Origin of the sequence: Fischerella sp. PCC 9605 (assembly GCF_000517105.1) — a bacterium.
Taxonomy (GTDB): domain Bacteria; phylum Cyanobacteriota; class Cyanobacteriia; order Cyanobacteriales; family Nostocaceae; genus PCC9605.
This window is the reverse complement of sequence record NZ_KI912152.1, coordinates 142,001-168,835: the sequence shown is the minus strand read 5'-3', so window position 1 is coordinate 168,835 and position 26,835 is coordinate 142,001. Positions and strand designations below refer to the sequence as shown.

Annotated in this window: 23 protein-coding genes and 4 pseudogenes; 7 read left to right on the top strand and 20 right to left on the bottom strand. The window is 41.4% G+C overall.

All coding sequences use genetic code 11. The features are described from left to right. The coding region (locus FIS9605_RS0130830) for an IS6 family transposase (RefSeq protein ID WP_026735992.1) at positions 1 to 699 on the top strand (699 nt) is incomplete at its 5' end. A 60-nt stretch (positions 700 to 759) separates the two neighbouring features. Here the strand turns inward: FIS9605_RS0130830 and FIS9605_RS0130825 are convergent. From FIS9605_RS0130825 to FIS9605_RS0130805, 5 genes are all read right to left on the bottom strand, one after another. Further along, the gene (locus FIS9605_RS0130825; protein ID WP_026735991.1) at positions 760 to 1,920 is read right to left on the bottom strand and encodes a chemotaxis protein CheW; all 1,161 of its coding nucleotides are present in this window, start codon (positions 1,918 to 1,920) and stop codon (positions 760 to 762) included. Positions 1,921 to 1,936: 16 nt separating this feature from the next. Then, entirely contained in the window at positions 1,937 to 2,785 is an 849-nt protein-coding gene (locus FIS9605_RS0130820) for a CheR family methyltransferase (protein ID WP_026735990.1), read from the bottom strand. 138 nt (positions 2,786 to 2,923) lie between these two features. Continuing rightward, on the bottom strand, positions 2,924 to 4,048 hold the full coding sequence (gene cheB / locus FIS9605_RS38825; protein WP_082209905.1) for a chemotaxis-specific protein-glutamate methyltransferase CheB: 1,125 nt from the start codon (positions 4,046 to 4,048) through the stop codon (positions 2,924 to 2,926). A gap of 148 nt (positions 4,049 to 4,196) precedes the next feature. After that, positions 4,197 to 6,983, bottom strand: coding sequence for a hybrid sensor histidine kinase/response regulator (locus FIS9605_RS0130810; RefSeq protein WP_026735989.1), 2,787 nt, complete (start codon positions 6,981 to 6,983; stop codon positions 4,197 to 4,199). A gap of 46 nt (positions 6,984 to 7,029) precedes the next feature. After that, positions 7,030 to 8,940: a methyl-accepting chemotaxis protein gene (locus FIS9605_RS0130805; protein ID WP_026735988.1), complete on the bottom strand. Its 1,911-nt coding sequence runs from the start codon at positions 8,938 to 8,940 to the stop codon at positions 7,030 to 7,032. A 948-nt stretch (positions 8,941 to 9,888) separates the two neighbouring features. Between FIS9605_RS0130805 and FIS9605_RS45680 the strand changes: the two genes are divergently transcribed. Continuing rightward, the gene (locus FIS9605_RS45680; protein WP_231510520.1) at positions 9,889 to 10,116 is read left to right on the top strand and encodes a hypothetical protein; all 228 of its coding nucleotides are present in this window, start codon (positions 9,889 to 9,891) and stop codon (positions 10,114 to 10,116) included. Positions 10,117 to 10,243: 127 nt separating this feature from the next. After that, on the top strand, positions 10,244 to 11,398 hold the full coding sequence (locus tag FIS9605_RS0130800; protein WP_026735987.1) for a response regulator: 1,155 nt from the start codon (positions 10,244 to 10,246) through the stop codon (positions 11,396 to 11,398). 125 nt (positions 11,399 to 11,523) lie between these two features. Here the strand turns inward: FIS9605_RS0130800 and FIS9605_RS0130795 are convergent, their stop codons facing one another. The 11 genes and pseudogenes from FIS9605_RS0130795 to FIS9605_RS44485 all read right to left on the bottom strand — a co-directional run bounded on the left by FIS9605_RS0130795 (position 11,524) and on the right by FIS9605_RS44485 (position 18,713). Continuing rightward, positions 11,524 to 12,927, bottom strand: a complete 1,404-nt coding sequence (locus FIS9605_RS0130795) for a hypothetical protein (protein WP_026735986.1) — start codon at positions 12,925 to 12,927, stop codon at positions 11,524 to 11,526. Positions 12,928 to 13,289: 362 nt separating this feature from the next. Next, a pseudogene (locus FIS9605_RS40100) lies at positions 13,290 to 14,538 on the bottom strand (IS256 family transposase). Positions 14,539 to 14,591: 53 nt separating this feature from the next. Then, positions 14,592 to 14,852 (bottom strand): hypothetical protein, encoded by a 261-nt coding sequence (locus tag FIS9605_RS0130780; RefSeq protein ID WP_026735985.1) that lies wholly within the window; start codon positions 14,850 to 14,852, stop codon positions 14,592 to 14,594. Continuing rightward, positions 14,852 to 15,598 (bottom strand): hypothetical protein, encoded by a 747-nt coding sequence (locus FIS9605_RS0130775; RefSeq protein ID WP_155960597.1) that lies wholly within the window; start codon positions 15,596 to 15,598, stop codon positions 14,852 to 14,854. Before FIS9605_RS0130775 ends, FIS9605_RS0130780 begins: the two co-directional genes overlap by 1 nt. 306 nt (positions 15,599 to 15,904) lie before the next feature. After that, positions 15,905 to 16,243 (bottom strand): hypothetical protein, encoded by a 339-nt coding sequence (locus FIS9605_RS0130765; protein ID WP_026735982.1) that lies wholly within the window; start codon positions 16,241 to 16,243, stop codon positions 15,905 to 15,907. Beyond that, positions 16,213 to 16,326, bottom strand: a complete 114-nt coding sequence (locus FIS9605_RS46765) for a helix-turn-helix domain-containing protein (RefSeq protein ID WP_442854748.1) — start codon at positions 16,324 to 16,326, stop codon at positions 16,213 to 16,215. The genes FIS9605_RS0130765 and FIS9605_RS46765 overlap by 31 nt, the downstream gene beginning before the upstream one ends. 198 nt (positions 16,327 to 16,524) lie before the next feature. Beyond that, positions 16,525 to 16,719, bottom strand: a pseudogene (locus tag FIS9605_RS46760) (transposase); the annotation flags it as partial. 136 nt (positions 16,720 to 16,855) lie between these two features. Then, positions 16,856 to 17,233, bottom strand: coding sequence for an RNA-guided endonuclease InsQ/TnpB family protein (locus tag FIS9605_RS38810; protein ID WP_051470201.1), 378 nt, complete (start codon positions 17,231 to 17,233; stop codon positions 16,856 to 16,858). 192 nt (positions 17,234 to 17,425) lie between these two features. Continuing rightward, positions 17,426 to 17,557: a hypothetical protein gene (locus tag FIS9605_RS46265; protein ID WP_269321087.1), complete on the bottom strand. Its 132-nt coding sequence runs from the start codon at positions 17,555 to 17,557 to the stop codon at positions 17,426 to 17,428. Positions 17,558 to 17,655: 98 nt separating this feature from the next. Next, positions 17,656 to 18,066 (bottom strand): transposase, encoded by a 411-nt coding sequence (locus FIS9605_RS38805; RefSeq protein WP_269321113.1) that lies wholly within the window; start codon positions 18,064 to 18,066, stop codon positions 17,656 to 17,658. A gap of 467 nt (positions 18,067 to 18,533) precedes the next feature. Beyond that, a complete protein-coding gene (locus tag FIS9605_RS44485) occupies positions 18,534 to 18,713 on the bottom strand; it encodes a hypothetical protein (protein WP_197036182.1) in 180 nt (59 codons plus the stop codon). A 256-nt stretch (positions 18,714 to 18,969) separates the two neighbouring features. On the opposite strand from FIS9605_RS44485, the gene FIS9605_RS46755 reads away from it, so the two are divergent. Together FIS9605_RS46755 and FIS9605_RS43335 are read left to right on the top strand one after the other, a co-directional pair. Next, positions 18,970 to 19,110 (top strand): DUF7002 family protein, encoded by a 141-nt coding sequence (locus FIS9605_RS46755; RefSeq protein WP_442854742.1) that lies wholly within the window; start codon positions 18,970 to 18,972, stop codon positions 19,108 to 19,110. 326 nt (positions 19,111 to 19,436) lie between these two features. After that, entirely contained in the window at positions 19,437 to 19,757 is a 321-nt protein-coding gene (locus FIS9605_RS43335) for a hypothetical protein (RefSeq protein ID WP_155960596.1), read from the top strand. A gap of 203 nt (positions 19,758 to 19,960) precedes the next feature. Here the strand turns inward: FIS9605_RS43335 and FIS9605_RS0130750 are convergent, their stop codons facing one another. Then, positions 19,961 to 22,105, bottom strand: coding sequence for an endonuclease (locus tag FIS9605_RS0130750; protein WP_026735981.1), 2,145 nt, complete (start codon positions 22,103 to 22,105; stop codon positions 19,961 to 19,963). 630 nt (positions 22,106 to 22,735) lie between these two features. Between FIS9605_RS0130750 and FIS9605_RS38800 the strand changes: the two genes are divergently transcribed. Further along, entirely contained in the window at positions 22,736 to 23,773 is a 1,038-nt protein-coding gene (locus tag FIS9605_RS38800; protein WP_051470199.1) for an endonuclease/exonuclease/phosphatase family protein, read from the top strand. Positions 23,774 to 24,307: 534 nt separating this feature from the next. After that, a complete protein-coding gene (locus FIS9605_RS43330; protein ID WP_155960595.1) occupies positions 24,308 to 24,478 on the top strand; it encodes a hypothetical protein in 171 nt (56 codons plus the stop codon). A 17-nt stretch (positions 24,479 to 24,495) separates the two neighbouring features. Here FIS9605_RS43330 and FIS9605_RS38795 read toward each other — a convergent pair. From FIS9605_RS38795 to FIS9605_RS45665, 3 genes and pseudogenes are all read right to left on the bottom strand, one after another. Next, a pseudogene (locus tag FIS9605_RS38795) lies at positions 24,496 to 25,447 on the bottom strand (RpoD/SigA family RNA polymerase sigma factor). Positions 25,448 to 25,521: 74 nt separating this feature from the next. Continuing rightward, positions 25,522 to 25,686: an IS1/IS1595 family N-terminal zinc-binding domain-containing protein gene (locus tag FIS9605_RS45670; protein WP_231510545.1), complete on the bottom strand. Its 165-nt coding sequence runs from the start codon at positions 25,684 to 25,686 to the stop codon at positions 25,522 to 25,524. A 123-nt stretch (positions 25,687 to 25,809) separates the two neighbouring features. Beyond that, positions 25,810 to 26,364, bottom strand: a pseudogene (locus FIS9605_RS45665) (tyrosine-type recombinase/integrase); the annotation flags it as partial. Positions 26,365 to 26,835: the final 471 nt, after the last annotated feature.

Genomic DNA, 26,835 nt, shown 5'->3' with positions numbered 1-26,835 from the left:
CATCCGTTTAAGTGGCGGCACTATCAAGCCGAAATCATCCTGCTGTGCGTGGGGTGGTATCTTCGGTATCCATTGTCGTACCGCAACTTGGAGGAGATGATGACCGAGAGGGGGCTAAGCGTTGACCATACGACTATATATAGATGGGTGCAGCACTATGCCCCAGAACTAGAAAAACGGTGTCGTTCACATCTCAAGCCGACAAATAATTCCTGGCGCGTGGATGAAACCTATATCAAGGTGAAAGGTAAGTGGAAATATTTGTACCGAGTTGTTGATTCTGCTGGCAATACTATTGACTTTATGCTGAGTGCCAAAAGAGATAAACGAGCAGCTAAACGTTTCTTCTGCAAAGCTTTAAAGATAACTTGCAATCAACTTCCTCGTGTAATTAATGTGGACAAAAACGCGGCTTATCCAACATCCATTGAAGAGTTGAAAGCCGAATCAACATTGACTCAAGCTTGTGAGTTACGCCAAAACAAATATCTAAATAATCTTGTGGAGCAAGACCATAGGTTTATCAAGAAGTTAGTCAATCCTGGTCTTGGCTTCAAATCATTTCACACCGCTAGAAGGACAATTATTGGTTATGAAATGATGAACACAATTAGAAAAGGACAGCTCCAAGGAGTGGCAAAAGGAGACATTTTAGGTCAAGTAGAATTCTTGTCTCAAATTTTTGGAGTTGCTGCATAAATCAATCTTGCTTCCCAGCAGTTATCACTCCAAACATTTTTTGCAACAGAACCCTTGATACTACCCCTCTATCAGGCAACGCCAAATTTTTGGTATATCCAGAATGCTGATTATTTTTTCATGATAGGAAGCTGCTCCTTGAAAGTACTCATCACTGATTGAATGGATAGCAGTCGGTACTGCCGTTATGTTTTGTAAGTTGAGGGAAAACATCACATCGCAAACTTCTTCCACGATTACACCAGCAACTATACCCTCAACCTCTACAACCATTGCCTTAGATCCATCAAGTATACCCTTCGGCGGCAAATTTAACAACCCACGAATATCAACTAAGGTGAGTACTTCACCTCGCAGATTCATATTACCGATGATATGGGCTGAACAACAAGGAATGGGAGTTACTTGGCGTATAACAGTAAACTCCCGCACCATTTCTAAATTAATGCCAAAAAGATAACCATTTAAAGCAATTACTGCTAGAGTTGTAAATTTATTGAAATCCTGACTTTCTAGTGGGAGACTAAGATTAACTGCTCGTTGTCTAAAAATTGTTCTTTCTTCTAAAGTTGCATTAGGGCAAAATACAAGAGGCAGCGTGTTGCAAGGATTTCCTCTCAACCCCACTGTGTGGGCGTTCCTAAGTTCTCTGTTATAGTGACTATCATGCTCTTGGAACAATAACAATTCTGAGTCATTGGGTTGAGATTCATATATATTATGACTCAAAAAAGTTTTCTGTTCTAAAAGGAAGTTTTTCAAAGACAACACTTGTTGTTTTTCTGCATAGCTTAGCCAATTTTCTGGATTGCTTAAGATGAAAATATCTCTTCCAATTCTAGCAACACCAGTAATAATTTTTTTTATTTGTTCAACTATCAGCAATTCTTGTTTGCAATCAAGTTCGGTGGTAATTTCCTCTAAGGATATATCTTTCACTTTATGAACTTGATTAACAATGATGCCTAGTCGTAATCCTTCCGACCTTAAAACTACTATACTATTTGTTAAGTGATAATCTGGTGATTGATAGCCAAAGAGAATATTTAAATCCATCACTGGCACTATATCTCCCCGGAGATTAAAAACACCAACGATTTCCCGAGGGGCTTCTGGAATTAGTGTCAACTCTGGCAGCGCAGCAATCTCTTCAACGTAAACTGTGCTAATGCCGCAGAGGTAGTTATTTAAGCTAAAGGTGAGGTAAAAATGTTCTTTCATATTATAATATTATTAATTATTTTTTAATATAGACAAGTGATTCTGGAAATACTTTCGTATGAAACTTGCTTAAATTCTGCTCGATAAGTTCCGCGTGACCTGTGATTAAATACCCGAAAGGTTGGAGAGCATCGTGAAATTTATCTAATACTTTTGCAATTGCTGAGGCTTCAAAGTAAATGAAAACATTACGGCAAATAATTAAGTCAATATCTCTAAATTCAGAGTAAGGTTGAGTAAATGAATCTTTGACTAAGTTTGTATATTTAAATTTTACCATTTGCTGAATCTGCTTATCAAGATAGTATTGATTGTTAATCAATCGAAAATATTGCTGCATTATTTGCGGTTCGATGCTCCTCAAAGACCAAGCTGTATAAATCCCTCGTTTAGCTTTTTTCAGCGCTTCTTGATTGATGTCTACACCTAAAATCATCAAATTCCATCTATCTAAATCGGGAATGAGTTCCTTCAGAAGAATAGCGAGAGAATAAGGTTCTTCCCCTGTTGAGCATCCTGCACTGCAAATACGGATAGTTTTATAATTTTGTTTGCATTGAATTATTTCAGGAATAATACAATTTCGTAATAGATTAAACTGTTCTTTATCTCTGAAAAAGTAACTTTCAATATTAGTGAGCAATAGAACAAGTTTTCGCCATTCCAGATGGCTATATATAGTAGAAGACGCTAATAGTTGATAATAGAGTTCTGGAAACAATATTTTGAGTTCGTTCATTCTAGTAAATATTTTTTCGCTTAAATTTGCTTGATCTCGCTCTCTAATATTGAGTCCAGTATGATTGGCTATTAACTGAATAAACGCTTCTGTTAGTCCTACACTTAAAGGTTCTGTTTGTGACACTTTGATTCCTGGTTCTTCTCTCCACACATCAAGGGAACTGTTTCTGCTACAGAGTTAGCAGCATTGGTAATCACGTAGACGCCCTACCCTTACGTTCAGCCCTTCGGTTCTCGACCAGAAGCCTTTGAAAGCGGGCGTCTAGTCCAATCGCTCATGGGAGGGGGCTCGGGGGCTTTGGAGGGAACCCCCTGTTCTACGCGCTGGCTCACCGCTGCGCGTCCTCTCGACTATGACACGGGCAATCGCATTAATTGGTAAAACCTGTTGCGCGACTCCTAGCTCAATTGCTGCTTTAGGCATTCCAAACACTACGGAAGTAGCTTCATCTTGAGCGATAGTAAAACCGCCAGCTTGAGCGATCACCTGCATTCCCTCCGCCCCATCTATACCCATACCACTCAGCAAGATTCCTACACATGCTTTGCCATAGAACTTGGCTGCGGATTCAAATGCGACTGTTACAGAAGGGCGATGTCCTGCTACTGGTGGTAAGTCAGAGCAAATAAATCGACCCCTTGCATCAAGTTCTAAATGTAGTTGTTCTGGTGGAAAATAAATCTTCCCTGGTCTTGGCATATCCCCAGCTTGAGCAATTTGAATGGGTAACTGACAACTGACGGCTAACCAATCTATTAATCCTTGTAAAAAACCAAAACAAATGTGTTGCACGCAAATCACTGGTATAGGAAAATCCGATGGTAATTGAGTTAATAATTCTTTGAGGGCTTGTGGACCACCTGTAGATGCACCAATGACTACTATTTTTGGCTTGGGGTAGGACTTCTTAGAAGAGAAAGTAGAAAGATCTCTTGCCTGTAAATTCTGTGCTTGTATGGAAAGTTTCGGTCTTTTTCTAAAAACCTTTACTCCTGATAGGATTTTAATCTTCTTAACTAACTCCTGCTTGAATACCTCATCATCTGCTGCTAGTCCTGTATTTGGCTTAGGAAAAATATCTACTGCCCCTGCTTCTAAAAGCTGAAAAATATTTTTGGTATCCTCTATTTGTACGGAAACACTAATTACCAAAATCGGTCGAGGATAGAGGGCCATAACTTTAGATGTAAACTCCAGACCATTCATCTGGGGCATATGGAGATCTGTACAAATGACATCTGGTTCAACTTTGGGAATCAGTGTCAAAGCTTCTAAGCCGGTGCGAGCTTCTCCTACGACTTCAATTTGCGGTGATGAGTCTAAAATTCTTTTCAAGAATATTAGAGCAAGCTGTGAATCTTCAACTAACAAAACTCGAATAGTCATTAATTATTGGTTTTTAATCGTTAGTTTTTAGTTGGTAGTTGTTGGTTGATTGAAAAAATAGATGTAGGCGTGCCTTATTCGGCTACTCTACGAGAAGGGCTACGCCCTGAAAGTACAAGGTAGAACAAACAGTTAACAATCAACACTATTAAACAAGTCTTTCCAATATTTCTAAAAGAACATCTTGATTGAAATTGCTTTTCATAATATATGCATTAGCCCCTGCATCAGATCCCCTTCTTTTATTTTCATTATCAACAAGCGTTGTGACTAGAATTATCGGCAATGCTTGATATTCTGGATGTTGACGAATTTTGGCTGTGAGTGAAAAGCCATCAAGATTGGGCATTTCCACGTCAGATACGATCGCATTAAAATCATGGGTTTTTAGTTTGTTATAGCCATCTAGTCCATCCACAGCTACTACCACTTCATATCCCGCTTTCTCCAAGAGGCGTTTTTCTTGTGTGCGAACGGGAGTGGAATCTTCTACTAGGAGTATGAGCGGCTTCCTTTTAACTGTTTTCCTTGGTTTAACAGAAACTGTGGGCATGGTTTGCTGCTGCAAAGATTTGAGCAAATATGAGGGGTTAAGAATTATGCAAACTTCCCCAGAACCGAGAATGGTTACTCCAGTGATATTATGCACCCGCTTCAATAACTGACTGTGAGGTTTAATAACCACTTCTTGAGTGTTCAAGAGACGATCGACAAAAAATCCAAATTGTTCTTCTCCCACCTTGAGCAAGATACAAGGTTGCAGGCTGCTAGGGAGTTGCTCAAATTTTGCGATACGGTCATAACCAGGAGAGTTTGATAATTCCAGCAAATCAGCCAGATTCGCAACTAAAACAGCTTGACCATCCAAGTTAATGGTTGTACGGTCTTCATTGGTAATAATTTGCTCTGGGGAGATAAGTAAAGTCTTCTGCACAAACTCAATTGGTAGAGCATGGACAATACCTTGTACTTCAAACAGCAGTACATTGGCGATCGCCAAGGTTGTACTTAGGTCGATGCGGAAGGTACATCCTTGACCAGGAGTTGATTCTATCTGGATATTGCCTTTGAGCCGTTCGACGCTGGTGCGTACTACATCTAACCCGATACCTCTGCCAGAAATTTCTGTAATAAAAGTTTGGGTCGAAAAGCCAGGAGCCAAAATTAGGTCATGAATCTGGCTTGGAGTCATGCTTGTCAGTTCCTCTGGACTGTACAGTTCACGTTTGACGGCGGTTTGTTTTATCTTCTCAATGTCTAGCCCTCGCCCATCATCTGTCACTTCGATCGTAATATTGGTGGCGGTTTGATAGGCCCTAAGCCAAATAGTGGCGACGGGAGGTTTGCCAAGTTTTTCTCGCTCGCTGGGAGTCTCGATACCATGATCTATGGCATTGCGAACCATATGCATCAGGGGGTCTTTGATTTCTTCGAGAATGCGTTTGTCAGCGGTTATTTCTTCTCCAGCAATGATTAATTCGACTTCTTTTGATTGTTGCCTAGCTAAATCCTGCACCGTACGGCGAAGCAATTTAAACACAGTGGATAGAGGTAGAAGCCGTACGGTGCGAATTTTTTCTTTTAATTCCCCATTAATAATGTCTAGTTTCGTGCTGTGTTCCTGAATCGAAGTTCTCAGGGAGTTGATAGTTTTTTCTAAGCGCTCTGCGTAGGAATTGGTGTCCAAAGATGAAGAATCAAGGTATTGTTCTTGGCTATCAACAGCTTTCCACTCTTCCCACAAGCTTGCCATTTCCTCAATTTCAGTAGCAGCATGAGCTATGGCGATTTTGGTGACAGTTAGTTCCTCAACCTGTGTCATTAAGGCGTCGAGATAACGAGTTTGAACACGAATAGTATCGATTTGGTAGGGTTGACTAACACCTAAAGATGGAGAGAGCAAATCATCAGTTGCTGCTTTAATAGGAATTTTGGCAGGGAGTGATGGAACTTTAGGAGAAACTGGTAACGATTCTTGAATTGTTGATGCAGAAATTGCTGCCATCAAGTTGTTAACAACAAGGGATGCATCCACCTCACTGGGTTGACCGATAACAGCTTCTTGTACCAGAAGAGCGATCGTATCTAGTGCTTGATAGAGGCGATCGCATAACTGTGGGGTTAAGATGATTTCTTGACGTTTAATGCTCAAGAGAATCTCTTCGAGTTGATGGGTGAGGGTGACTACATTTTCTACCCCTATATTGCGGGAGTCGCCTTTAAGGCTATGGGCTTCTCGCAGCAACTGTTCCAATGTGGCTTCGTCTTCAGGCTGGTTTTGTAGGTGCAGCAAACCAGCTGCTAGATTCTGCAAATGTTCTTCGCTAGCAGTTTGGTAAATAACTCGAAGTTCTGCATCTTCTATATCTGCGTCTTCTATAAAGGAAGATGTCAGTACGGAAGAATTGCTGTTGATTGTTGCACAGACGTGTCCTGAAACATCTTTATACTGATTGGTGATTGTAGTATATTGATTATCCCGAGCAACGGATTCTTGCGAGGAAATATCTGGTTGCGCTTGTGGAACCACTTCCAATTCTTGTGGTTTTGACTCCAAAACTGCCGCCGTCAACCGATCAAGTATCTCGGCTATATCTACTCCAACTAGTTCACCAGTAACGGCTTCGTATACCAAAAAACCAATCGCATCTAATCCTTGATAGAGGCAATCGCTCACATGTGAAGTAAAAATGGTATTTTGGCGTTTTAGGCTCAAGAGAATCTTTTCGATTTGAGTAGTGAGAGTTACCACATCTTCTACTCCAACAATTCTGGAGTCACCTTTGAGGATGTGGCTTACTCTCAGCAATTCTTCTAAGGTAGCCTCATCATCAGGATGCTTTTGTAGGTGCAGCAAACCATCTGTTAGTTTTTGCAAATTTTCTTCGCCGGAAATTTTATATAGATTCCGGAGTTCTTCGTCTTCTATAAACATAATTAGTCATTGGTCAGTAAAAAACATCCCAATTTACTTTTTTGAGCTATACCATCCGTTTCAAAATTAAGGCAGTTGCGTTAAGTTCTTCGGTACCGGATCTAGTTTGACTAATGCCAGTGGCAGTTTCCTTTGCTCCCCTATTGATGGTGTCCATTGCTTGGACAACTTGTTGGATAGCATCTAATTGCTGCTTGAGATTTAGCGAAATTTGTTGATTGTTTAAAACCATATTGTTAATGGCATCCGCCACTCCGGCGAAAGCTCGATCTGTTTTTTGAGCAATTTCCACTCCCGTCTTTACTGTTTTGGTGCCTTCTTCTGTTACCATCACTGTTGAATTAATCGCCTTCTGGATTTTAGAAACCAGGACATTAATCTTTTCAGCAGATTTTTGACTTTGGTCGGATAATTTGGTAATTTCATTAGCAACCACAGCAAAGCCTTTACCATACTCTCCGGCACGGACAGCTTCAACTGAGGAATTGATCGCCAATATATTAGTTCGGTTTGCCAATTCAGAAACAATTTGGGAAATACTGCCAATTTGGCTGGCTTGCTCGCTCAGATGCACAATTTGTTCGGCGATTGCTGCTACTTTCTCCTCCAAGAGGAACATTCCTTCCAGGCTTTCTCCCACTGCTTGGGTGCCATTATCCGCAAGCGAAAGAGCTTGCTGTGCGGCGGTAGCAGCGGCTTTGGCTTGCTGAGTTGATTGTCGGCAGGAGGCTTCCAGTTCATCCATAGTCGTAGTGGTTTCATGTACTGAAGCCGCTTGCAGACTAGCTATGCGTTCTTGCTGTTCCAACGCAGAGAAAATTTGCTGACTAGAGGAAGATATTCCATTAATTAGTTGCTTAATCAGATTTACCAGTTGGCGTGCCCTGACAACTCCCAAAGGCAGGATCGCAGCTAGAGAAACAACAATAATCAGGGAGGTAACAATTTTAAACGAGTTGACAGCAGCAAAAACTCTATCCTTTGGGACTTTATTAATAACTACTAAGAATTCCGGTTGATTTGGACTGGGATCGACTCGATGGTAGGTAAACAAATAACCTCCCTTGTCAATAAATCCTTTTTCACTGCCCAATATTTGCTTAGCGACTTCTACAGAATAATCTTTGTCTAATTTCTCATTATTTTTGAACTCAAATCCCCACTCCTTTTCAGGATTGGGATGGGAGATGTAGTAGCCGTCTTGATTGACCAGAAACTTCTCTGTACCTTTGTTTTTATTTCCCTTCTCTACTTCTTTATTATCCTCTTTAAACGCTTTTATGAATTTGTCGGCAAATACATTGGCAATGACAATTCCTCTTTTTTGACCAGTTGAGTCAATAATTGGTGTAGCGTATCGAATCACTGGTTTAAAAGGTCGTTCAATTTGATCGTTTTCCTGGTTTAGATCCACCCGTGAGACGTAGATACTCCCAACAGACAACTTCATAGTCTCGCTAAAATATGGCCTATCTCCCTTGTTTTGCAGTTTAGTTTCGGGGATAACTTTGATGTTAGAGCCATCTGAATCAACTCGCACCAATTCTTGGCCTTTTTCGTCTATATATCGGAGTTGCATATAACGGGGCTTACGCTCCATCATGGCAGTAAAGGTAGTCTGCAACTGTTCAACCCAACTGTTGTACGATAAATTATTTTGTCCATCTACTCCGCCATCTTTTCTTGCTCGGATGATACCTTGAATTGGGGGGATTTTGCTCAAGAATAAAACGTCATCGCTAACACCATTTAAAAATCCACTGATATCGTTGACTTCTTTATTTGATTCAGCCTCCAGCTGTTCTTTTGCAACTTTCGATAGGGCGCTGGTGGAAGAATAAATACCGTACCATCCCACGATAGAAACAGGAATAATGGTGCTTAAAAGCAGCAATAGTATGAATTGATTCTGAAGTTTGAGTTGATCTGGCAATTTTTGGAAAATTTTTCTAAACATGATTGGTTAGATATAACTCCATAAATTCTAGAAAATCCATTCCTTTTTAAAGAATGGAAGCAAAGGTAAGTAAATTAGGGGAATTCAATATCTGCTTAATTAACCCATTTATAACCTTAGTAAATATGTAGACACAAATAAACAGAATTTGCCCTGAACTGCACAAGGTAAGTGTTTGACCCAAGACCCCTACCCATTGCTGACAAGTTAAGGTTACGGCTGGTTTGTCAATAAGATTCATACCTAAAATATTGGTAAAATCGGGTTAGTAAACACAATTTTTAGGGAGGCTCCGCCTCCTATGTCCTTCGGACACGCTTCGCAAACGGAGGAGCTTCGCTAAGGTAGGCGGATTTAAACGCATCATTCTTTCTTGCTATGAAAATACAGTACCAAGCTGAATTTAACACCTCATATTTCACTCAATTTTAAGGATTATTACGAATTGACAAAATTAATTGCGTCTTAGCTTGTCACGAATTATCCTTACCAGAAAAATTTGGCAAGCATTGGCAAACTAATGTGATTAAGTTTTACTGGGCTGCTACATAAAGCAAAAAACACCCTGAAAATTTTTAGCAACCTTGATATCACTTCAAAATTGACGTTTTTGAGGCAGGGAAATACCTAAATTTTCCCCTTAAGTCTAAGAAGCAGGCGGGCAACTTTAAATAATACCCTAAAATCTCAAGCAACTGCGCCAGAGTCGTTGGATTGCATCGGCGTTTTGCGATGATTTCCATATAGCCTCCCTGCACTAGTTACATACGCAAGTGCCTAAGAACTGTCAACACCTGTGGCAGTTTCGTAGACTCCGCAAATTATACCTCAATCTGTGTGGAAGTAAGCATCTGTGCAAGAAGAGTACTTATACAGCACAGGTTTTGTTGCAAAAAGCAACAGAGATTCTTCGCCAACACCGAGTCGAAGGGTTACTTAGTTTCGATTATGAGTGTCAGGAAACTGTTGTTGAAACCTAAACTGATCGCACAGAGCAAAACTCTTACTGGGCTATATCCCCATAATCCCAAGAAACAGACTGATATACCCACTGCTGAACGATTATTACGTGCTTTTTATAACTTCACTTTAAATCTTCTACAGCAAGAAATTATGAGCTTATTAGGGCTGTCTCCTTTTATAACGACTTGGTGGATAATTCGTCTTAGAAATTAAATTATATTACACAAAATATGAGCAATCACTATCCTTCAGCACCAGTTTTTGCAACACAATCATACAAGCAATTAACTAGGATCTAAGCTACGGCATAATGATTGAGAGCGGATAGCAATTGTTTCAAATGATACTAACAAGGCTGGCTGAAGAATTAAACAACCTGAGTAAACATGCTAGTGATGGAGTGCTTGTTCTACACAAGCATACAGTCGTTTGGAATCTTCACTTAAGTGATGGTAAATTGACCTATGTCACAAGTGAGGTGCATCCTGTGAGGCGCTGGAACAGAGCTTTAAAGCAACATTGTCCTAACTGGAACTGGGGTGTTGAGCCTTTACAATTATCGGGAGATCAACCTTGGGAATGTCACCTTCTTGTTCAAGGAATCAGTCAAAGGCAACTGAGTGCAATCCAAGCCAAATTAGTAATTCGTACAATTGTCCAAGAATGTTTTTTTGAATTAAGTAGCCACACAGACTTTGAAAGCAACTGGAAACCTAGTAAAACAGATATATTACATGTCCCCTCGCTTGTAGCTTTGTCTTCCAGGGAAATACTGTCAGTTCTTGCACAAGCAACGAACGCACGACAAAAATGGCAAGCTGCTGGTCTAGGCCACCTTAGCCCCACTCTCGCACCAGTTTTGAAGCCAACAGTAGACTTTCAGGAACTCCCGGTTTTAGAGAAGAAGTATTTCAAAAATAAGTTCGCTTTATGGGATATTGCCCTAGAGCAGGAAAAATCGGTGACAGAGCTAACCCTCTCCTTGATACCTTGGTTTGAAAAGGGTGTGCTGGAATTTCAAAACATTCCAGATTTACCATTACCGAATGTCAAACAGACAGTTGTGACAACATACCCCCTATCAGAAAGCAAGCCTGTCACATCTGTTCAGAAACAGCCTTTAATCGCTTGCATTGATGATAGTCCCGTGTTGGCTTACACTTTAAGAAAAATTTTGATGCCATCGGGGTATCAAATGTTGAGTATTCCAGAGCCAATGCGAGGTTTCTCCCAACTCATTGAACACAAGCCTGATTTAATTTTGTTAGACCTGCTCCTGCCAAATGCTGATGGCTATAGCATCTGTAAATTTTTGCGAGACACTCCCGTTTTTCGGAATACACCTATTATTATTCTGACAGAGCGGAATACTCAAATTGACCGTGCCCGTGCTATGTCGGTTGGCGCAACTGAGTTTTTAGGCAAGCCCCCACAGTCCCAAGAATTATTACAAATGGTTCACAAATATCTTAAGCAGCAAAGTTATCCGAATTAGGTTAACCAGAATTGATAAAATAACCTTAGATAAAAGAGGAAAACAAAGAAAAATCCAAAATTTCTCTGTTTTCCTCTTTTTCAGATTTTACTCTTGAAATAGTCATCTGAGAACCACTAATTCACTCATTCCAGGTTGATTAAGAAATGAGCAACTAAAGTATTCCTTTCGTAAGATAGCAAGTAAAGATGCAGGAGGTTTGGATTGTCTTTATCAAGGTGCATAACTGGCCCATCAACAGCTAAGCTATGGTGATCTATCCATCTATTCTTTGAATCAAGCAAAACACTGAAGTAAGGGCTTTTATCTGGATGATTCTTTTGTAATTCTTCGTAGCTTTGGTAAAAAGGAGGTATTCCAATTCCCATCGGCATATACAAGCCTTTGGAATAGTCGTTTACAGTTAATTGAGGAAGTCCTTTGAGGTTGACGCCACTGATGAATAGCCGATTTTGTTCACCATTCTTTGTGTCTTTAAACACTAACTCAATTTCCTGCAATTTTTGCTTAACACCTACAGGTTGAATGTTTCTCAAAATAGCTTTTTCAAATTTACCAATTCTCCAGTATTGATTAAACCAAGGTTTTTCAGAATCATAGTATCCTGGTGGTCGAAAAGAAGCAAATTTTATTTCCGTAGCATCATTGTAAAAATCTCCCCAAGTTGTCAGATTTTTGGCGAGTGTAGTTCTAATTTTTCTACTTTGCTCTCCGGATGAAATTATTCTTTCATCAAGTGGGAATTTTGCCGGAGCTTCTTTTTCATCTATTACTTCCCTGAGCAAATTTGTATTAACTACCGTACCAGCCGGGTCTTGCCAGTGTTCTAATCTCCACCGATGCTTCCAATAGGACATATTATTAATTTTTTCAAATATATTTTTGTAATGTCCCATTGGGAACGTGAACCAACTTTGGTAGTAAAGAGCTTTATTCCCACTTTCTTTAGTGAAAAGTAAGATTTCCCAATACCCTGCATTTAAGCAATTGTTAGCCAATGCAATCTCTGCAAGATTTTGCTTTTCAAAACCATCTCCTCCACTAATTTCTATATTTTCTGAATTAGCAGGAAAACTAACCTGTTGTCTGTTCCATTCTCTGTCTGTAAAAGCAATGACTTCTAAACCTTTATCTTTTTTAGTCCACTCAGGTGCTTTAGGTACTAAAAGGCTTAGATCAACATTTTTTACAACTATCTTTGCTGTTCTTGCGTTTGTCGGCTCTAGCACAAAATCAAAGTTAGTGCCATCTTTCTTAAGAATTGTTAATTTCCTGCTGGAATACCTTTGGAAATTTGTGCTTAATGCTGCGGGATTTTCTGGATATTCGGCATTAGATAATTCTTGCAGTTTTACTGACATTTTATTGTCGAATTTATACCTAGAAGCGAACCAGAAAGCACCCAAACCTATTAAACTAAGCGATACAATTAGAGTACTGAATAAGATTTGTTTCTTCGTTACTCTTAAATTAAATTTACTGAGTAAGGGATTGCTTGTAATTTTTTGCACCGCTGAAGTATTACTCATTTGGAAATTCTCCAAATTAATATCTTGGTTTATTCTACGATGAAAATCTGATGCACAAAAGCCCTTACTCTCATCTTATGCATGGGATTTGAAAAGGCGAAGTGTGAAAGGTTTTTGTATAAGGGTTTCAGTCTATTCCTGTCTTGAAAATAGGGAACTCTTAACAGTGAATTCTTGACAGGGAAGAGGTATTTTCGTCCTTGGTTGTGGGATTTTCCCGTGATTGACTGTTATGTAAAAATTAGGGTTGTGTTGCAAAAATTTGTGGCTGTCTGGTGTATCACTGCTAACTGACGATATCCATCGCGAGTGCATTGGGAGTCGTGGAGTCTATCAGATAGTTTGTGTAAACTGGCACAGGGTTAGGGCAGTCTTTCTGGGAAAAGGATCGCTAGTTGGTTGAGGGCTAATTTCCATTCTCTGATGGGCAGTGTCCATTTTTTCTGGGTGTTTTTCAAGGCTAAAAAGATCAGTTTCAGGGCAGCATCGTCATTGGGGAAGGCTCCTTTGGTTTTGATGATTTTTCTGACCTGGCGGTTGCCCGCCTCGATGGTGTTGGTGGTATAAACGACCCGGCGGATATCTGCGGGCAGGCTGATGCAAGGGATGATTTCCTGCCAGCGGCGTTGCTAGGTGTTAGAGATGGTTGGGTATTTATCGTCCCATTTTTCCTGGAAGGCGGCCAGGGCTGCCTCAGCGGCCTGGACGGTGGGAGCAGTGTAGATCAATTTCAGGTCTGCCGCGACTTCCCGCTAGGGATGAACCGCAAACTGTTCCGCACCAGGTGAACCACACAAAGCTGCACTATCGTGCGGGGAAAAACAGCATTGATGGCCTCTGGAAAGCCCGTCAACCCATCAACACAGGCAATCAGGACATCCTGGACATCTCGGTTTTTGATCTCGGTCAGGACAGCCATCCAGAACTTTGCCCCCTCGTTTTTAGCCAGCCAGATGCCCAGAATATCTTTCTTGCCCTCCAGGGTGACATCAATGGCAAGGAACACCGATTTCTGCACAATCTGATTGTTTTCTCTGATTTTGACCACCAGGGCATCCAGGTACCCAGGTACAGGATAGGATAAACCGCATCCAATGGGCGGCTTTGCCAGGTTTTTACCTCCTCCAGAACACTATCGGTGACTTCTGAGATTAATTCCGCTGAAACGTCTGTACCGTATATTTCGTACAGATGTTCTTGGATTTCGCGCATGGACATGCCCCGCGCATAGAGGGGGGATAGCACTTTATCGTCAAAGCCCTCCAGGCGGCGTTGTCCTTTCTTCAGGAGTTGGGGTCTAAAATCCCCATCCCGGTCACGGGGCACCTGAATGGTGACGGTTTCCTGTCCGGTATGCACGGTTTTCGGATAGCTGCCATTGCGCTGGTCTTCCGTTGTTTCGCGGGCCTGGGTATGCTTGCCATATCCCAAGTGATGGGTCAGTTCCCCTTCCAGCATCCTCTCCATCAGGGCGGCTTTCAGTTCTTGGAACATCCCGGCTGTGCTGAACACGTCTGAGGAGGGTTCCTTGATCTCGGTCAACAGTTCATCCAACAACTCTTGCCGAAACCGGGAAGAGGCTTTTTTCGTTCGTGTCTTTGTGGTCGTCATGGTCTGTTCTTGTCGTTACGGTTGATAATTCATCACCCATAACCGTGAACCATTTACACAATCCTACTGACAGACCCGAGTCGTGAGCAATGGGCAGAATTTTGCTGATTGCGTTCATACCGCATCACTCTAATAGGCTTTGGTTCCACCTCAATCGGTAGTGGTGCCATATGCAGTTTATCCTTTAATTCGGAATGGCGAACAATTCGAGATGTAAGTGTGCCAATGAGATCGGAATTTAGAATGCAAGTGGGTGCTAAGTCCAGTTTTACTTGCAGTACAGCGTTCTCGTAAAGGACATCTGGCACAGACATCAGGAGTAAAGTGTACCACCTGACAAACCCTCTACGTACCTTTGGTAGGAGACTTTTGAGTGTTCCACTACTTGGGTCTGTTGCTCAACTGGCATCACCTCATCCAGTTGCTGACGTAGATAGATAATAACAGAATTAAGTATTTTTATTTTTAAGAGCGAACCATAATAAATAACGCCGTATTGAACTGCTAACGATGTTTCAATCAATTCTTCAGCACTAGACTGATTACTTAATACTTTTATTTGTGCTGAATAATCTTTAATATAGCTATCAAAATCGGATGCGATTTTCATCCAGTTTTTAATTTCTGGGTATTGTTTTTTTGCCCTTTCAAGTAATTTTGATATCTGGGTTTGACATTTATCAAAGCTTACTTGAATAAAACTTATAGCAGCTCCCAAATCACTATTTTCACGCTTTTTAAGCTTGATACACGCAATTTGTAACTCAGCTTCTAAGGCTTGAATCACTTTCTCTTGAGATTCTAATTCTTTAATCTGTCTGTGATTTATTAAAAACTTTTTTTCATTTTCTTCACGCAAAGATTCATAAAGGCTTTCAGCTGAATCGACAATAAACTGAGTAGCCACCAAGGAACCCATGGAACCCACCGCTAACCAAGTTCCTAATGTCTTAACAATGTTGTTGCTGTTGGGAAATAAGCAGATGACTGCTCCTACTCCAACCCCGACCATTGCAAAGATAATGCCCTTATTTCTCAAATTACTAAATGGTGCAGACATAGTGATTTATATTCCTTTTTGGTTTAAAGCCAATACCCATGAATAAAATCGATAACTAATAGCAAATTTATAAACTTAAGAGCAATGGATATGAATTTGGAGTGAGAGTTTGAGAAGTAAATCAACACCTCTAAAGTATTATATATACTTTGCTTAAACTTTTTGAATTATCCTAAATTATTCTTAATTCTGTAGAGAGTATTTATATTGATATTATGTTTTTTTATTAATATACTAAACTAGCAAATGCTTTGGCAATTACCAGGGTTGTGTTGCAAAAATATATTCAGTCGCAATCTCCTTAAATTATTGACGATTGGATTGTTTATATGATGTTAAAAACACGCTCATAACACCATATTTAAGTATAAGAAAAATTTTGCTTATATGCCGCGCGCGTAAGTTATTTAAAATATTTTTCCATCCAGTTTTGCTCTGCCACCAATGCCCAATGCCCAATGTGATTAATTGCGTAGCAATGTCACTACAACTCCACTTTGCCAAAGGGATATCAAAATCTGCTGGTTTGCTACAAGCGATCGCTGTCACTTGCGCTCGCACAATTGCCTGAAACAGACGGGGGCGAACGACCTGGACGTGGTGCTTCTTCCAAACTACGAGGCAAGACACCAACGTTTTCGCCATTTTCGTACCAGAGCTGGTGAACAACCTATGTTTTCTGCAATTTGAGCATCTGTCCATTCCGGATATTCCGCAGTCGCAAGTATGATTTTGGCGCGTTTAGCTTTGCTTTAACTCGTTTTCCGGGCGATCGCAAGTTGGCTGCAACAGCCTTTTTTCTTGTTCTGTAAGTTGCACAGAGTAGGTTTTTTTGCCGACCACTCATAGTTTGAATTTTTGAGCAAATCCGCCGCGCATCCTACGCTTGGAAGGGTCAAGCGGTAGTTAGCGGCGGTCAGGATCTATCAGCAGTACAGCCTGATCTGGATATAAGAAATTAATACGTCAATACTTGCACTCGCTCCCACGGAAATAATAGTTGTTTCATCATTCCAAAATTCCCCGCTCCATAAATATTTTTCCAAGTATTCACCGTATTCTTTACGCATACGTCGGGAGGATACGGACTTAATGTTTTTAATGAAGTTGACTAGATTTAATCCGGGGTGTGCACGGTTTTATAAGTTCCCGTCCTACCTGCGCCGAGCGGCTATTGAGTTTGTCTTGGGGCAGGTTTCATCGTTTTTGACTCGTTACTATGATTGGCAATCGGGTAAACGTAAAAGAAGGGACGCGCTACCCCCTAAATTCAACCCAAGCGCGGGATGTTACCCCGCCCTTTATCGGGGGCAGTGTATCAAGTTTGATCCGGATCTTAAAGAAGCCGAAATTAAAGTTCTTATTTTTACAATTTTCAAAAAAACTGGAAATTGCTGCCCACGCACGTTCTGCCATTGCCTGCCTTGCCGTTGAGTTGAGTTTTGATACCCAAGGAAATGCAGGATTATCCGATAGAGCTTTCGTGTATTTATTCAAATCGTAACCAGTCTTGGCATGACCATCCATCCAATAGCGCAAGCAGGAATTTCTAACAAAAATAGCAGTCCTCAAAGCCTCGTTCGCTTTGAGTAACTGCTCTTTTGTTGCTTCTGCTTTTGCTTCGTAGACTATCATTTCCTGACCGAATTACTATCAAGTAGACTACCATATTTATTGTCAAAAACTCAACCACCCCTTCCACTTATCTCGTTTCACTCGATTTTGTTTCAGGGGTGTTTCGTTTTTGACCGCTATTCATCTCCCGCTAACTTCGTGTAGCGGGAGTCTTCTAGCTTATGCTAGATAAAAAACACCAACCACATTCTGTTAACGGCTGGTGTCTCCCATGAGTGCATGGATACAAACCTCAAGTGTGTAGGAATTATCAGCGATCGCTATAGTCATTTCTAACCAAGCAACCTTAAATTTACCATCAACAGCCAGAGTTAGTAAGCACATCTACTTATTACTTAACAAAAATAACTATATAGCCATCAACTACAGCGGTAGTTTATGGTTGAGCTTGGTTAACATAAAACACCATATGTAACGCCGTGTCAGACTTTTAAAATTGAATCAAATTGCAAGGAACCTGCGATCAGCAAGCACATGGTATGGGCCAGGAGTTTTCTTGTGAGTTTGGCGTAATAGTGCCAGGTGTCTTTAGCGCGAACAGCTTCAAAGCCAAACCTTTCTGTAAGCTGGCCGATGACGGTTTCTATTTTTCGTCTGGTGTTTTTCAAGAGATCAAGGAAAGCAGGTGAGCGGGATTCTTTCATGTTTGCCTTGAGGGGCGTTATCAAATGCAAGTCCTGTTCTGCTAGGTCTTCTGTAAGGGCTGGCCTGATATAGTCCTTATCGCCCAACAACCAGCCTGACAGTCCTTCCGTTACATCATAGGCCGCATCACGCTCATCAACATTACCGGGGGTGAGAGAAAAGAAGGTAATACAGCCATTCAGGCTGATGGTAAGATGGCCCCGAATAGTGCTTAAACAGATTCATAAGGTACGGCGGGACTTGCCGGAACCCAAACAGCTATCACTGTTTGAAACGCCCAGCAGTGAATCAACACTGCCTAAAAGGAGAAAACATCGTGCTACTTGTAGCAAACGCGGTGTGCCTGGGAACTTGGGAGTTCAGGAGGACTGAAGTTGGAGGAAACCTCCAGCTATGGAAGTCCGTTTAGATCTGTTCTTTCAAGATAACAACAATGGTGCGTCTGCACCTCAGTGAGCGTCAATAAGTATTAAACTGATGCAAATCTCAAGATACTGCCTGCGGTTAGTTATTCGATGTTATTTAAACGAAAAAACTCCCCTGCCGATGGAGAGGAGAGCGCAAAAGTGTTCAATGTCCTGCTATTAAGATGCTATTAACGGTAACAGTTTACTAGTGAAAATCTTGATTTTGAGATTGAAGTTAAGAGCTAAATTCAGATAATAAATTTAGTTAAGCGATCGCAGCCCATTACTTGCCTTATCGATGATGGACGCGACATCTTTAGATTGTCCAAACTGCGATCGCTCCCTTGTCGAAGATTACCTTGACCAAGAGGATACTGATAACAGTAGGTGAGTATTAGTCTTTCTAAAACTCTACTTTGCTCACCCACATATACTTTTTCGGCGTTGCAGAGACAGCGGGATAAATAGACGGTGGAAACAGCGAAAATTTATTCCTAATTGGGCGAGAAATCATTCCATGATTAAGCAACGCCCCGCCTTTAATCGTGTCAGTTTAATAATTTTTTATAGTTTTGTAAGAAGTCTTTTACTGATGCGATATTAACCTGAAAAAATCATAGGGTAGTAAGATGCATACAATTGAAAATTTCGTTATAACTTGATTGCATCTATGAAGGAAAAAATGTGTCAAAATTACCCCAACATATTTATCATCTGGCAGAGACAGTGAATTGGCCGTCGATTCAGCGGCATGGCCTACTTTCGACCAGCAAACTCCTAGAATTTTCGGGATATACGGGAGATAATCGTGACTATTTGGGGTAGATATAGCGTAGGTGACACAGAGGGCAAACTAAACCGTATAGTTTAATATTTGCTAGTCCGATTTAGGCAAGCTCGTCTATAAACTCTTGTTCTGCATAGGTTTCAGACTTTTTAGTAAAAATCACGCAAGGCTGCAAATCTTGGGTGTGTACGGTTACAAAAACAGAAGTATCTATTAACTTTATTTACGATTTTTTACGCCAAAAACCAGAGTATATTTGAACTTTAAATCCGTGAAAGTATTGTGGATAAAGGTTTGTAGACCAAAAAATGAAGCTTCTACCCCAAAGTATTATCAATTCTTTGGGGTAAGAAACAGCCAAAAAATGTCCTACTTCGTTGCAAGTATGTTCCAATTGCGATCGCCCTGGAAGATCAAATGCCTGAAACCCATGCAGGACAAGACTTTAGAAAAAATCTCACCTCTAAATACAAGCCAGATTTTTAAACTATACGGTTTAGTTTGCCCCCTGTGTCAGCGACGCTATATCTACCCCGTCTACACCCATATAATAGTTCTCCTTGCAAAAGTTAGGAGCGATCGCTTCTACATTGATAGTGGATGTAAATTGTGTAACTTACAAGTTTACCTTCATCTGGATATGTTTAAATATCAATTTGGTCAAATCAGTCCAAGCGTTAACTAGCGGCGATTTCTATAGTGGTCGCACATTTATACATATGAAAAAAAGCCCAATTTGAACTTGAGCTTAATTCTGAAAGCAGAGTCAATCAGTAATTAAAAATGCATTACTGCAATGAACAAACAAGAATTTCAAGAGTTCCTAGTATGTCTAATACTAGGAGCTTTTTTAATTTATTACCTATTAACTTTCGGTCTGTCAATAGTTTACCCAATACCTAAGCTAAAATCGATTAAGTCTGCCCATTCTGGAAAGTCAATTAGTGGGTTACGGTTGCCCTGCTTGTACGTACTGGCAATAGCCATATTTCTGTGTTTCTCATGTTCGGAAATAGAAGATTGCTTATGCCAATCAAGTAAAGTTTTTAAATTTTCTAGTTTGTACTCGTTATTCGAGTTATCGATCGCGCCTGGATAACGCAACAAAAAGTAAAGAGTAGCACGTGCAGCTTCCCCTTTACCAAAACCAGGTTCAAACTTGTTACCTTCAGATTTACCGCAATTGTTACGGATACCTTCGTCAAAGTTATCAAAATCAGCAAAGTCTGTGTAGGGGCTATTTCCTCGGAATGAGTTACATGGTACCTCACATGCGAATAAATGATGTAAATCACCTTTCATCGGATTAGGCGACACATCTTTAAACCATGATTGTGGAACCACATGCTCACAGTTGTATGGTAAATCTCTTTCAAGGGTATTTACCCTTTCTAAAATCTGTGCTGTCGTTAGTGACTCTTTAAGTATGATTTCTTGCAAACGAGATGCTCGCCTTTTTTCAATTAGCAGATCCTCTTGGATAATTTGTTCTGGTGTATATTCCAAATGCGAGTAAATACTTCTAATCTTTAAGTCAGGTTGCAGATCCACCCAAGGATACAAATACTTTTTCGGCTCATAACCTAACTTTCTCGTGTGGGTTTTCTCCAGTAACTGATGCAGGCGATTAAATAATTCGGACTTGTTTAACGAGTTCAATTCTCTTAGAATTTCACTGTAATATTGGTCACGATTGCGCGTATCAACAGCCTCATCATAGTAAAGAATTTCTCCAGTGCGAAGGCGCTCTAATTGTCTGAGTTCTGCTTGCAATTCAGCATCGCTTTCAATATCTGGCAATTCGACATCAGACGGCAAAGTTTTGGCGCTTTGCGAATCTGGAGTAGGATGCACCGTAACACAAGAAGGTTGAACTGGTGAAGCGATCGCTGCTTGTCCAAGGCTGACACTGACTTGAACAGGAATAGTCCAGGTGACAATACCATTATTGACACTGTTGATCGTCGACTGCTGCTCTTGCTGTTTGGCAATAGGTACAACAGGTAAAGGTGGCTGAGTTCCATCAAATAGCCCAGAACGCAAAGTGCGTTGCACTTGGGATAGATTTTGCTGATTTTTAATGTCCTTAATAATCTGGCTGATGCGAACTCCTTCATTAGCTACCCAAGCAATGCGGTCTTCTCCCATTCCTGGAGTCCATATACTTCCATCAATTGTTAAGTAGTTACCTTGATTATCCATTTTAGGAACACCAGAATGATGGAGCCCTACAACTTCCCACTGGTCATTGAAAACAGGGGAGCCAGAAGAACCAGCAGCTGTGTCTGTTTGATAGTGCAGAAAATCATCTAACAAATCGACTAATTGATTTTCTCTTAGCGCTACCTGCTTTGGTTCCCCTCCCGGATGTTGAATAATGTTAACGTACTCTCCTACTATCACCTTGCCCTGTTCTTCAATTAGAGGGTTCCAACCAAAATTGCTTGGAGAATCATCCAGTTTTTCTTTAACGGCAACCAAGCTATAGTCGAGTTGTCGATTCGTGATAAAGAAAGTAACAGGATCTAATTCATAGGCAGAGGACTGCAACATCTGCCCATCTATGCTGCTTTGATAATTAAACTCTGCCAAAGCTGACATAGCTTCTTCCACCGAAGACAGCACATGATTATTAGTCAGTAATAAACGGGGGGAAACCATGCAGCCAGTTCCGTACCCCATCACTCTGCCACTGCGGCTGCGTAAAATGATGCGACATATAGACCGCGAAACTTTCAGTCCATATTCCAAGTAAGAAATACTCATGAGGTCTGTTTGACCGAGAATACGCTCTTGGACAACGCGATTAAACTCCTCTGTTGACAAATCATCTAGGTTAATTTTGGCTTCAGATAAAATTGAAGCAGCTACAGGATTACGAGCAATTCTTTCTAAACGTCTGCTGACACGTTCAGGGGTGTCTGCATCGAAAACCGAACCAGATGAAAGTTTACGAATGTTGCGCTCGCGAGATGCGGAGCGCATTTTGTATCGTTCTATAGTTTCTTGAATTAGCTGCTCAGGAGGAATCATTTAATAATTTTCAGTAGCTTTACCTTGTTGATATACGAAATTATTGCGAGTTTGTCAGTATCAATTTTACAAATATCAATATCTATAACCCCCAACCCCTGCGGAAAACCTGGACAAAATGCAAGCGCCTTGGCGGTGCGGGCGTTTGATCTCACAAGCTGGGAGTTGCCAAGTTATAAAACGCCCGCACCGCCACCCCTTTTTAAGGATTATTACTGGGTAAATATGTATAAGGCTGGGCAATTTTGTCTAATTGTTTTTGAACCCCACTATCGTGGGGGTCCCGAAGCCCCCCATTGTAGAAAGAGCCGTTCAACTTATTCAAAATCTTTAGTGGAGTTCACAAGTGCGCCCATAAGGGCGCAGACATACGCCTGACCAACTTATTTTTTTTACAACCCCTTATATATTTTCAGCAATTTTAGGTATCCTGCGTGGAGGGAGAAGGGGTTTGTAGTTTAGAATACAATCTACTCCGCGCGTCATACCCCCTTGCTGTAAAGGTTGCTCAGCGCGTGCATACTCAAGAGTGAAACCCATCTAATTTTTGAACAATGGCACAATAATTGCGGATTATTAACGTCACCTGCAATGCTATCTTAAGTTGTCACGAATGTAATAGGAGATACCATGATTGAGAGCAGTCGCACCGCCCAACCTGAAGCACCTGCTGTAACCTCACCCCGCAACAAGAGCTTTAAGGTCGGCACGTTCAACCTTTTTAATCTTGTGCTGCCTGGTGTCATCTATTACGAGAAAAATAAATATAGTCCAGAAGTTTATCAGCGAAAAAAGATTTGGCTTTCTCGCCAACTAGAGCACATGGAAGCTGACATCATTGGCTTTCAGGAACTTTTTCATCAACAAGCGCTCGAAGAAGTACTCGCTCAAACCAAAATGTATGCAGATGCTCAACTGGTCGCGGCTAATCCTACTGGTGATAAGCCAGTTGTTGCGCTCCTGTCTAAATTCCCTATCCTCAAGCACCAAGTTTTTAGCGAATTTCCGCTTCAAGCAAACTTGGATATAGAAGGAGCAGCCATTCCCCTCACTACTTTTTCTCGACCTGTGCTATCAGCACAGCTAGCCTTAAGCGATACGTTACAATGTACGGTCTTTGTCGTTCATCTTAAGTCTAAGCGACCCATTTACCCAGAAGGAGTCGACCGCGACGATCCAGTAGAAAAAGCTCAAGCACAAGCACGGGCTTTAATTCGTAGAGCCGCCGAAGCAACTGCTGTGCGAACAATCCTCATGGATACGCTGCGACACCAAAATAACCCCGTTATTGTTATGGGAGATTTGAATGATAGTGCTCTGGCGGTAACGACTCAAATTGTCTGTGGTGAACCAGCTTGGGAAAAGCTCAAGCTTGAGAAAAAGAAGGAAATCTGGGATGTACTCCTCTATAGTGTTAAGGATATTCAGGCGCGTCAGAGCTACGGCGACTTTTACTATACCCATATTCACAACGGTCATTATGAGAGTCTCGATCACATTCTTGTCAGTGAAGAATTTGTAGCACAGAACCCTCGTCGTATTGGTCAAGTAACTTACGTTTCGGTGCTCAACGACCATCTCATTGATGAAACCTTAAGTGACGATCAAGTTGACATATGGAAATCCGATCACGGGCAAGTCGTTGCTTGTTTCAAACTTGAAACTTGAGAACTGCTGTCCTAGAGTTTTTGCGTGGGTGGAACCGAGCGCACGCTCACAAACTGGTTGTGTTGCTGGATGCTCCCAAACCCCACACTAGTTTAAACAAGGACTGTCCCTAAAAAAGCGGTTACATTAATGGTCGCTTTGTGAGTTAAACAATGGCGGACGATTTAGACTAATGGTTCACCATTGAAAACATTCTTTACGTGGTTGATTGTCTGGAGGTCTGTGAAGATGCCGAAATGCTAGTACTCATGCTTTGAGCATTTCCAACACAAGTACTTCGAGAAGCTAGCCGACGAGTAAGCCAGCCCCAGCGACAAAAGTTGAAGCTGTGGCTAGAGCAACTAAACCGCCCTACCACTACTTTTATCCCTGGGCAGAGAATCCGAATTTCTCACCCACATCACCCATGTAAAGGGATGAGGTTAAAAATCATTTCTGTGGGACAGCAGTATCTTCTGTGTGAACCGATAGAGAGTAAATATCGGGGTCAAACATGGTATTTGACAAAAAATGAAGTGGCGATTCTATGAATAAATGAATCTTTTACGCGCTCACTACTTCTACTACCTAAATAATACAACTTGTAGCACGAAAAGCAGTACAATCAGAACGCGATCGCGCCTTCATGGCAAGCAGAAATTCGCCGCATCACCGGAGCATTTGGAGCGTCAAACTGGCAATGGCAATGGGAGAGGTGAACAGTAGAGCCTCGCATGTCCTTTTCAGGAAGATAAATACTGCTCAATATCTGTTTTTTGACGACGCAGAACAGTCATTGCCTGCTTCTGGATCTGACTAACTCGCACTCGACTGATATTTAACTTCTGACCAATCTGGGCCAAAGTCAGTTCTCGATCGTCTAACAGTCCAAACCGCAAAATTAACACTTCACGCTGCATGGGTTTAAGTGATGCTAACAAATTACTTAAGTCTTGGCGCAGCAGTTGTTGAGTTATCTGCTCGTCAGATGAGATGCCCTCATCCGGCAAAAGTTCACCTAATTCTGCATCTTGATTGTCTCCTACTTTCATACTTAAAGAAACTGTCCCACGAGCAAGACTAAGGTATTCTCGAATTTGGCTTGGCTTGTCGCCTAATTCATTAGCAATTTCTGTTACCGTAGCACGCCGACCGAGTGTTTGAGATAATTGCAGCTGTACCTTCTTTATTCTGTTGAGTTGTTCGGTGATATAAACTGGCAAGCGTACACTGCGGGATTTCTCGGCGATCGCTCTTGTAATTGCTTGGCTGATCCACGCCTTTTGCATAAGTTGAGAATTTATAACCTCGGCTTGGGTCAAACTTTTCTATACCACGTTGTAAGCCGATCGCTCCTTCTTGAATCAAATCCAAGAACTCCAGATTGCGACCCTGATACTTTTTGGCGATCGAAACCACCAGTCGCAGATTTGCTGTCACCATATGATGCTTGGCGATTTTCCCTTGCTGAAGTATTTGAGTGAGGGAAGTTTCGCTTTTGTTGACAAAATTCGCTAATTCTGAGAGCGTTGGTTGGCGACACAATTGTTGAGCGAGCTTGTGTTTTTGCTCCTCAATAGCTATCACTTGCTGTACAAGCCTTGCATAAGCAATTTCTTGGTCTGCTGTTAACAAGGGAAACCGGACAATTTCTCGCAAATAAACGCGAACCATGTCAGAATTCTGGCTGGACATATAGCTTTGATAGACGAATTTCAAGTTCTAAATTAAATAATTCAATAATTGTAAGCGCCCTAAGTAGTTGTTTGCTAATTTTTATTTTTAACTGATAAAAGGGGAGCAAATACATAACCACAGCTTTTACATCGAAAGCGCTGATGCTTGTTGCCATCAGCTAATACTTGAAAACCATTTTTTTGAAGTTCAGAGGATTTGCAGCTGGGGCATTTTAGAGTCGATGTGTTTGCCTGCACTTTGGTACGACGAGGCTGTTTTTGTTGTTTGGATGGACTCGGCTCAATTGCACCAGTTGTGGCATCAAAAGTGGTTTTAGTTTCCACGTTCAAGTACAAGGCGCTGGAATCATCAGGGCGAGCATGAAGGTATCTGCTGGTGGTTGCGATTGAGGCATGACCAAGAGTATTTTGTACCAAATGTAGTGGCGCACCACGGTTGAGGGAATGGGTTGCGTGAGCGTGTCTGAGCCAATGGGGAGATACCTTTTTGCCAATACGCGCTTTTCGTGCCGCAGCAGCCACAATCCGATTGACCTGGGATTGGTCAAGGGTTTTACCTTTTTTATCTTTTTCCCTGGACACAAACACTGGGTCAGAGGGAGCGGCATTCTTGTTCAACTTACACAGCTTTTTCCAAACAGGATCGGGCAGAAGCACTATTCTAGTTTTTCCGCCTTTGCCGAATATAGTCAATTGTCCACCAGACTTTCTTGCAGATAAATCTTTCCAGCGCAGGGCACACAATTCAGCCACTCGCAAGCCACCGGTGTAGAGTAGCAGCAAGATAGCTTCATTTCTGGGATTTTTCTCTGCTTCCATCATTGCAGCCACCTCTTCTTCAGAGAGGATACGTTCGTTAAGGGTATCCTTAATTTTTGGCTGCCTCAAACCTATACTCGCATTAGTCGGCAACATACCAATTTTGTGTCCGAAACTCAACAGTGACCTGATGGCAGCCATCTTTAGCCTTTGCGTATCTGGGGCGTAGTCAAATAAGGTATTCTGCCAGTTTTGAAGGTCGGCTAAGGTGACAGCATGGAGTGTTTTTTTTACCCAAGAGAGGAACTCACTTACGCAACGCCTGTAGCCCCGTTGCGTATCACGGGACAAACCGTGCAACCACATTTCAATGAGACGATTATCGGTGTCAGAGGTCGTGAAATCAGGCGTTGGGTCTTGTGAGTCCACCGAGATGAGTGCAAAAATATAGAACCGTATCTTGCACTCGATTTTATCATCAACTCTCACTCTCAACAAATCTTTTTTATACCCACTCCAACTACCATAAAAGAGCGATCGCAGCGGGCGCGTCTTGCCCATAATCGATTAATGTCTGGCGTAGTCCAACAAAGCGACGCATGACTGTATTACTTCAAGTAATGGGGG

Coding starts and splice junctions, on each gene's coding strand:
- FIS9605_RS0130825 (WP_026735991.1), bottom strand. CDS start 1,920: ATGAAAGAACATTTTTACCTCACCTTTAGCTTAAATAACTACCTCTGC.
- cheB (WP_082209905.1), bottom strand. CDS start 4,048: ATGACTATTCGAGTTTTGTTAGTTGAAGATTCACAGCTTGCTCTAATA.
- FIS9605_RS0130810 (WP_026735989.1), bottom strand. CDS start 6,983: ATGTTTATAGAAGACGAAGAACTCCGGAATCTATATAAAATTTCCGGC.
- FIS9605_RS0130805 (WP_026735988.1), bottom strand. CDS start 8,940: ATGTTTAGAAAAATTTTCCAAAAATTGCCAGATCAACTCAAACTTCAG.
- FIS9605_RS45680 (WP_231510520.1), top strand. CDS start 9,889: ATGAGTGTCAGGAAACTGTTGTTGAAACCTAAACTGATCGCACAGAGC.
- FIS9605_RS0130800 (WP_026735987.1), top strand. CDS start 10,244: ATGATACTAACAAGGCTGGCTGAAGAATTAAACAACCTGAGTAAACAT.
- FIS9605_RS0130795 (WP_026735986.1), bottom strand. CDS start 12,927: ATGAGTAATACTTCAGCGGTGCAAAAAATTACAAGCAATCCCTTACTC.
- FIS9605_RS0130780 (WP_026735985.1), bottom strand. CDS start 14,852: ATGTCTGTGCCAGATGTCCTTTACGAGAACGCTGTACTGCAAGTAAAA.
- FIS9605_RS0130775 (WP_155960597.1), bottom strand. CDS start 15,598: ATGTCTGCACCATTTAGTAATTTGAGAAATAAGGGCATTATCTTTGCA.
- FIS9605_RS0130765 (WP_026735982.1), bottom strand. CDS start 16,243: ATGGCGAAAACGTTGGTGTCTTGCCTCGTAGTTTGGAAGAAGCACCAC.
- FIS9605_RS38810 (WP_051470201.1), bottom strand. CDS start 17,233: ATGATAGTCTACGAAGCAAAAGCAGAAGCAACAAAAGAGCAGTTACTC.
- FIS9605_RS46265 (WP_269321087.1), bottom strand. CDS start 17,557: ATGTGCTTACTAACTCTGGCTGTTGATGGTAAATTTAAGGTTGCTTGG.
- FIS9605_RS43335 (WP_155960596.1), top strand. CDS start 19,437: ATGTCCTACTTCGTTGCAAGTATGTTCCAATTGCGATCGCCCTGGAAG.
- FIS9605_RS0130750 (WP_026735981.1), bottom strand. CDS start 22,105: ATGATTCCTCCTGAGCAGCTAATTCAAGAAACTATAGAACGATACAAA.
- FIS9605_RS38800 (WP_051470199.1), top strand. CDS start 22,736: ATGATTGAGAGCAGTCGCACCGCCCAACCTGAAGCACCTGCTGTAACC.
- FIS9605_RS43330 (WP_155960595.1), top strand. CDS start 24,308: ATGAATCTTTTACGCGCTCACTACTTCTACTACCTAAATAATACAACT.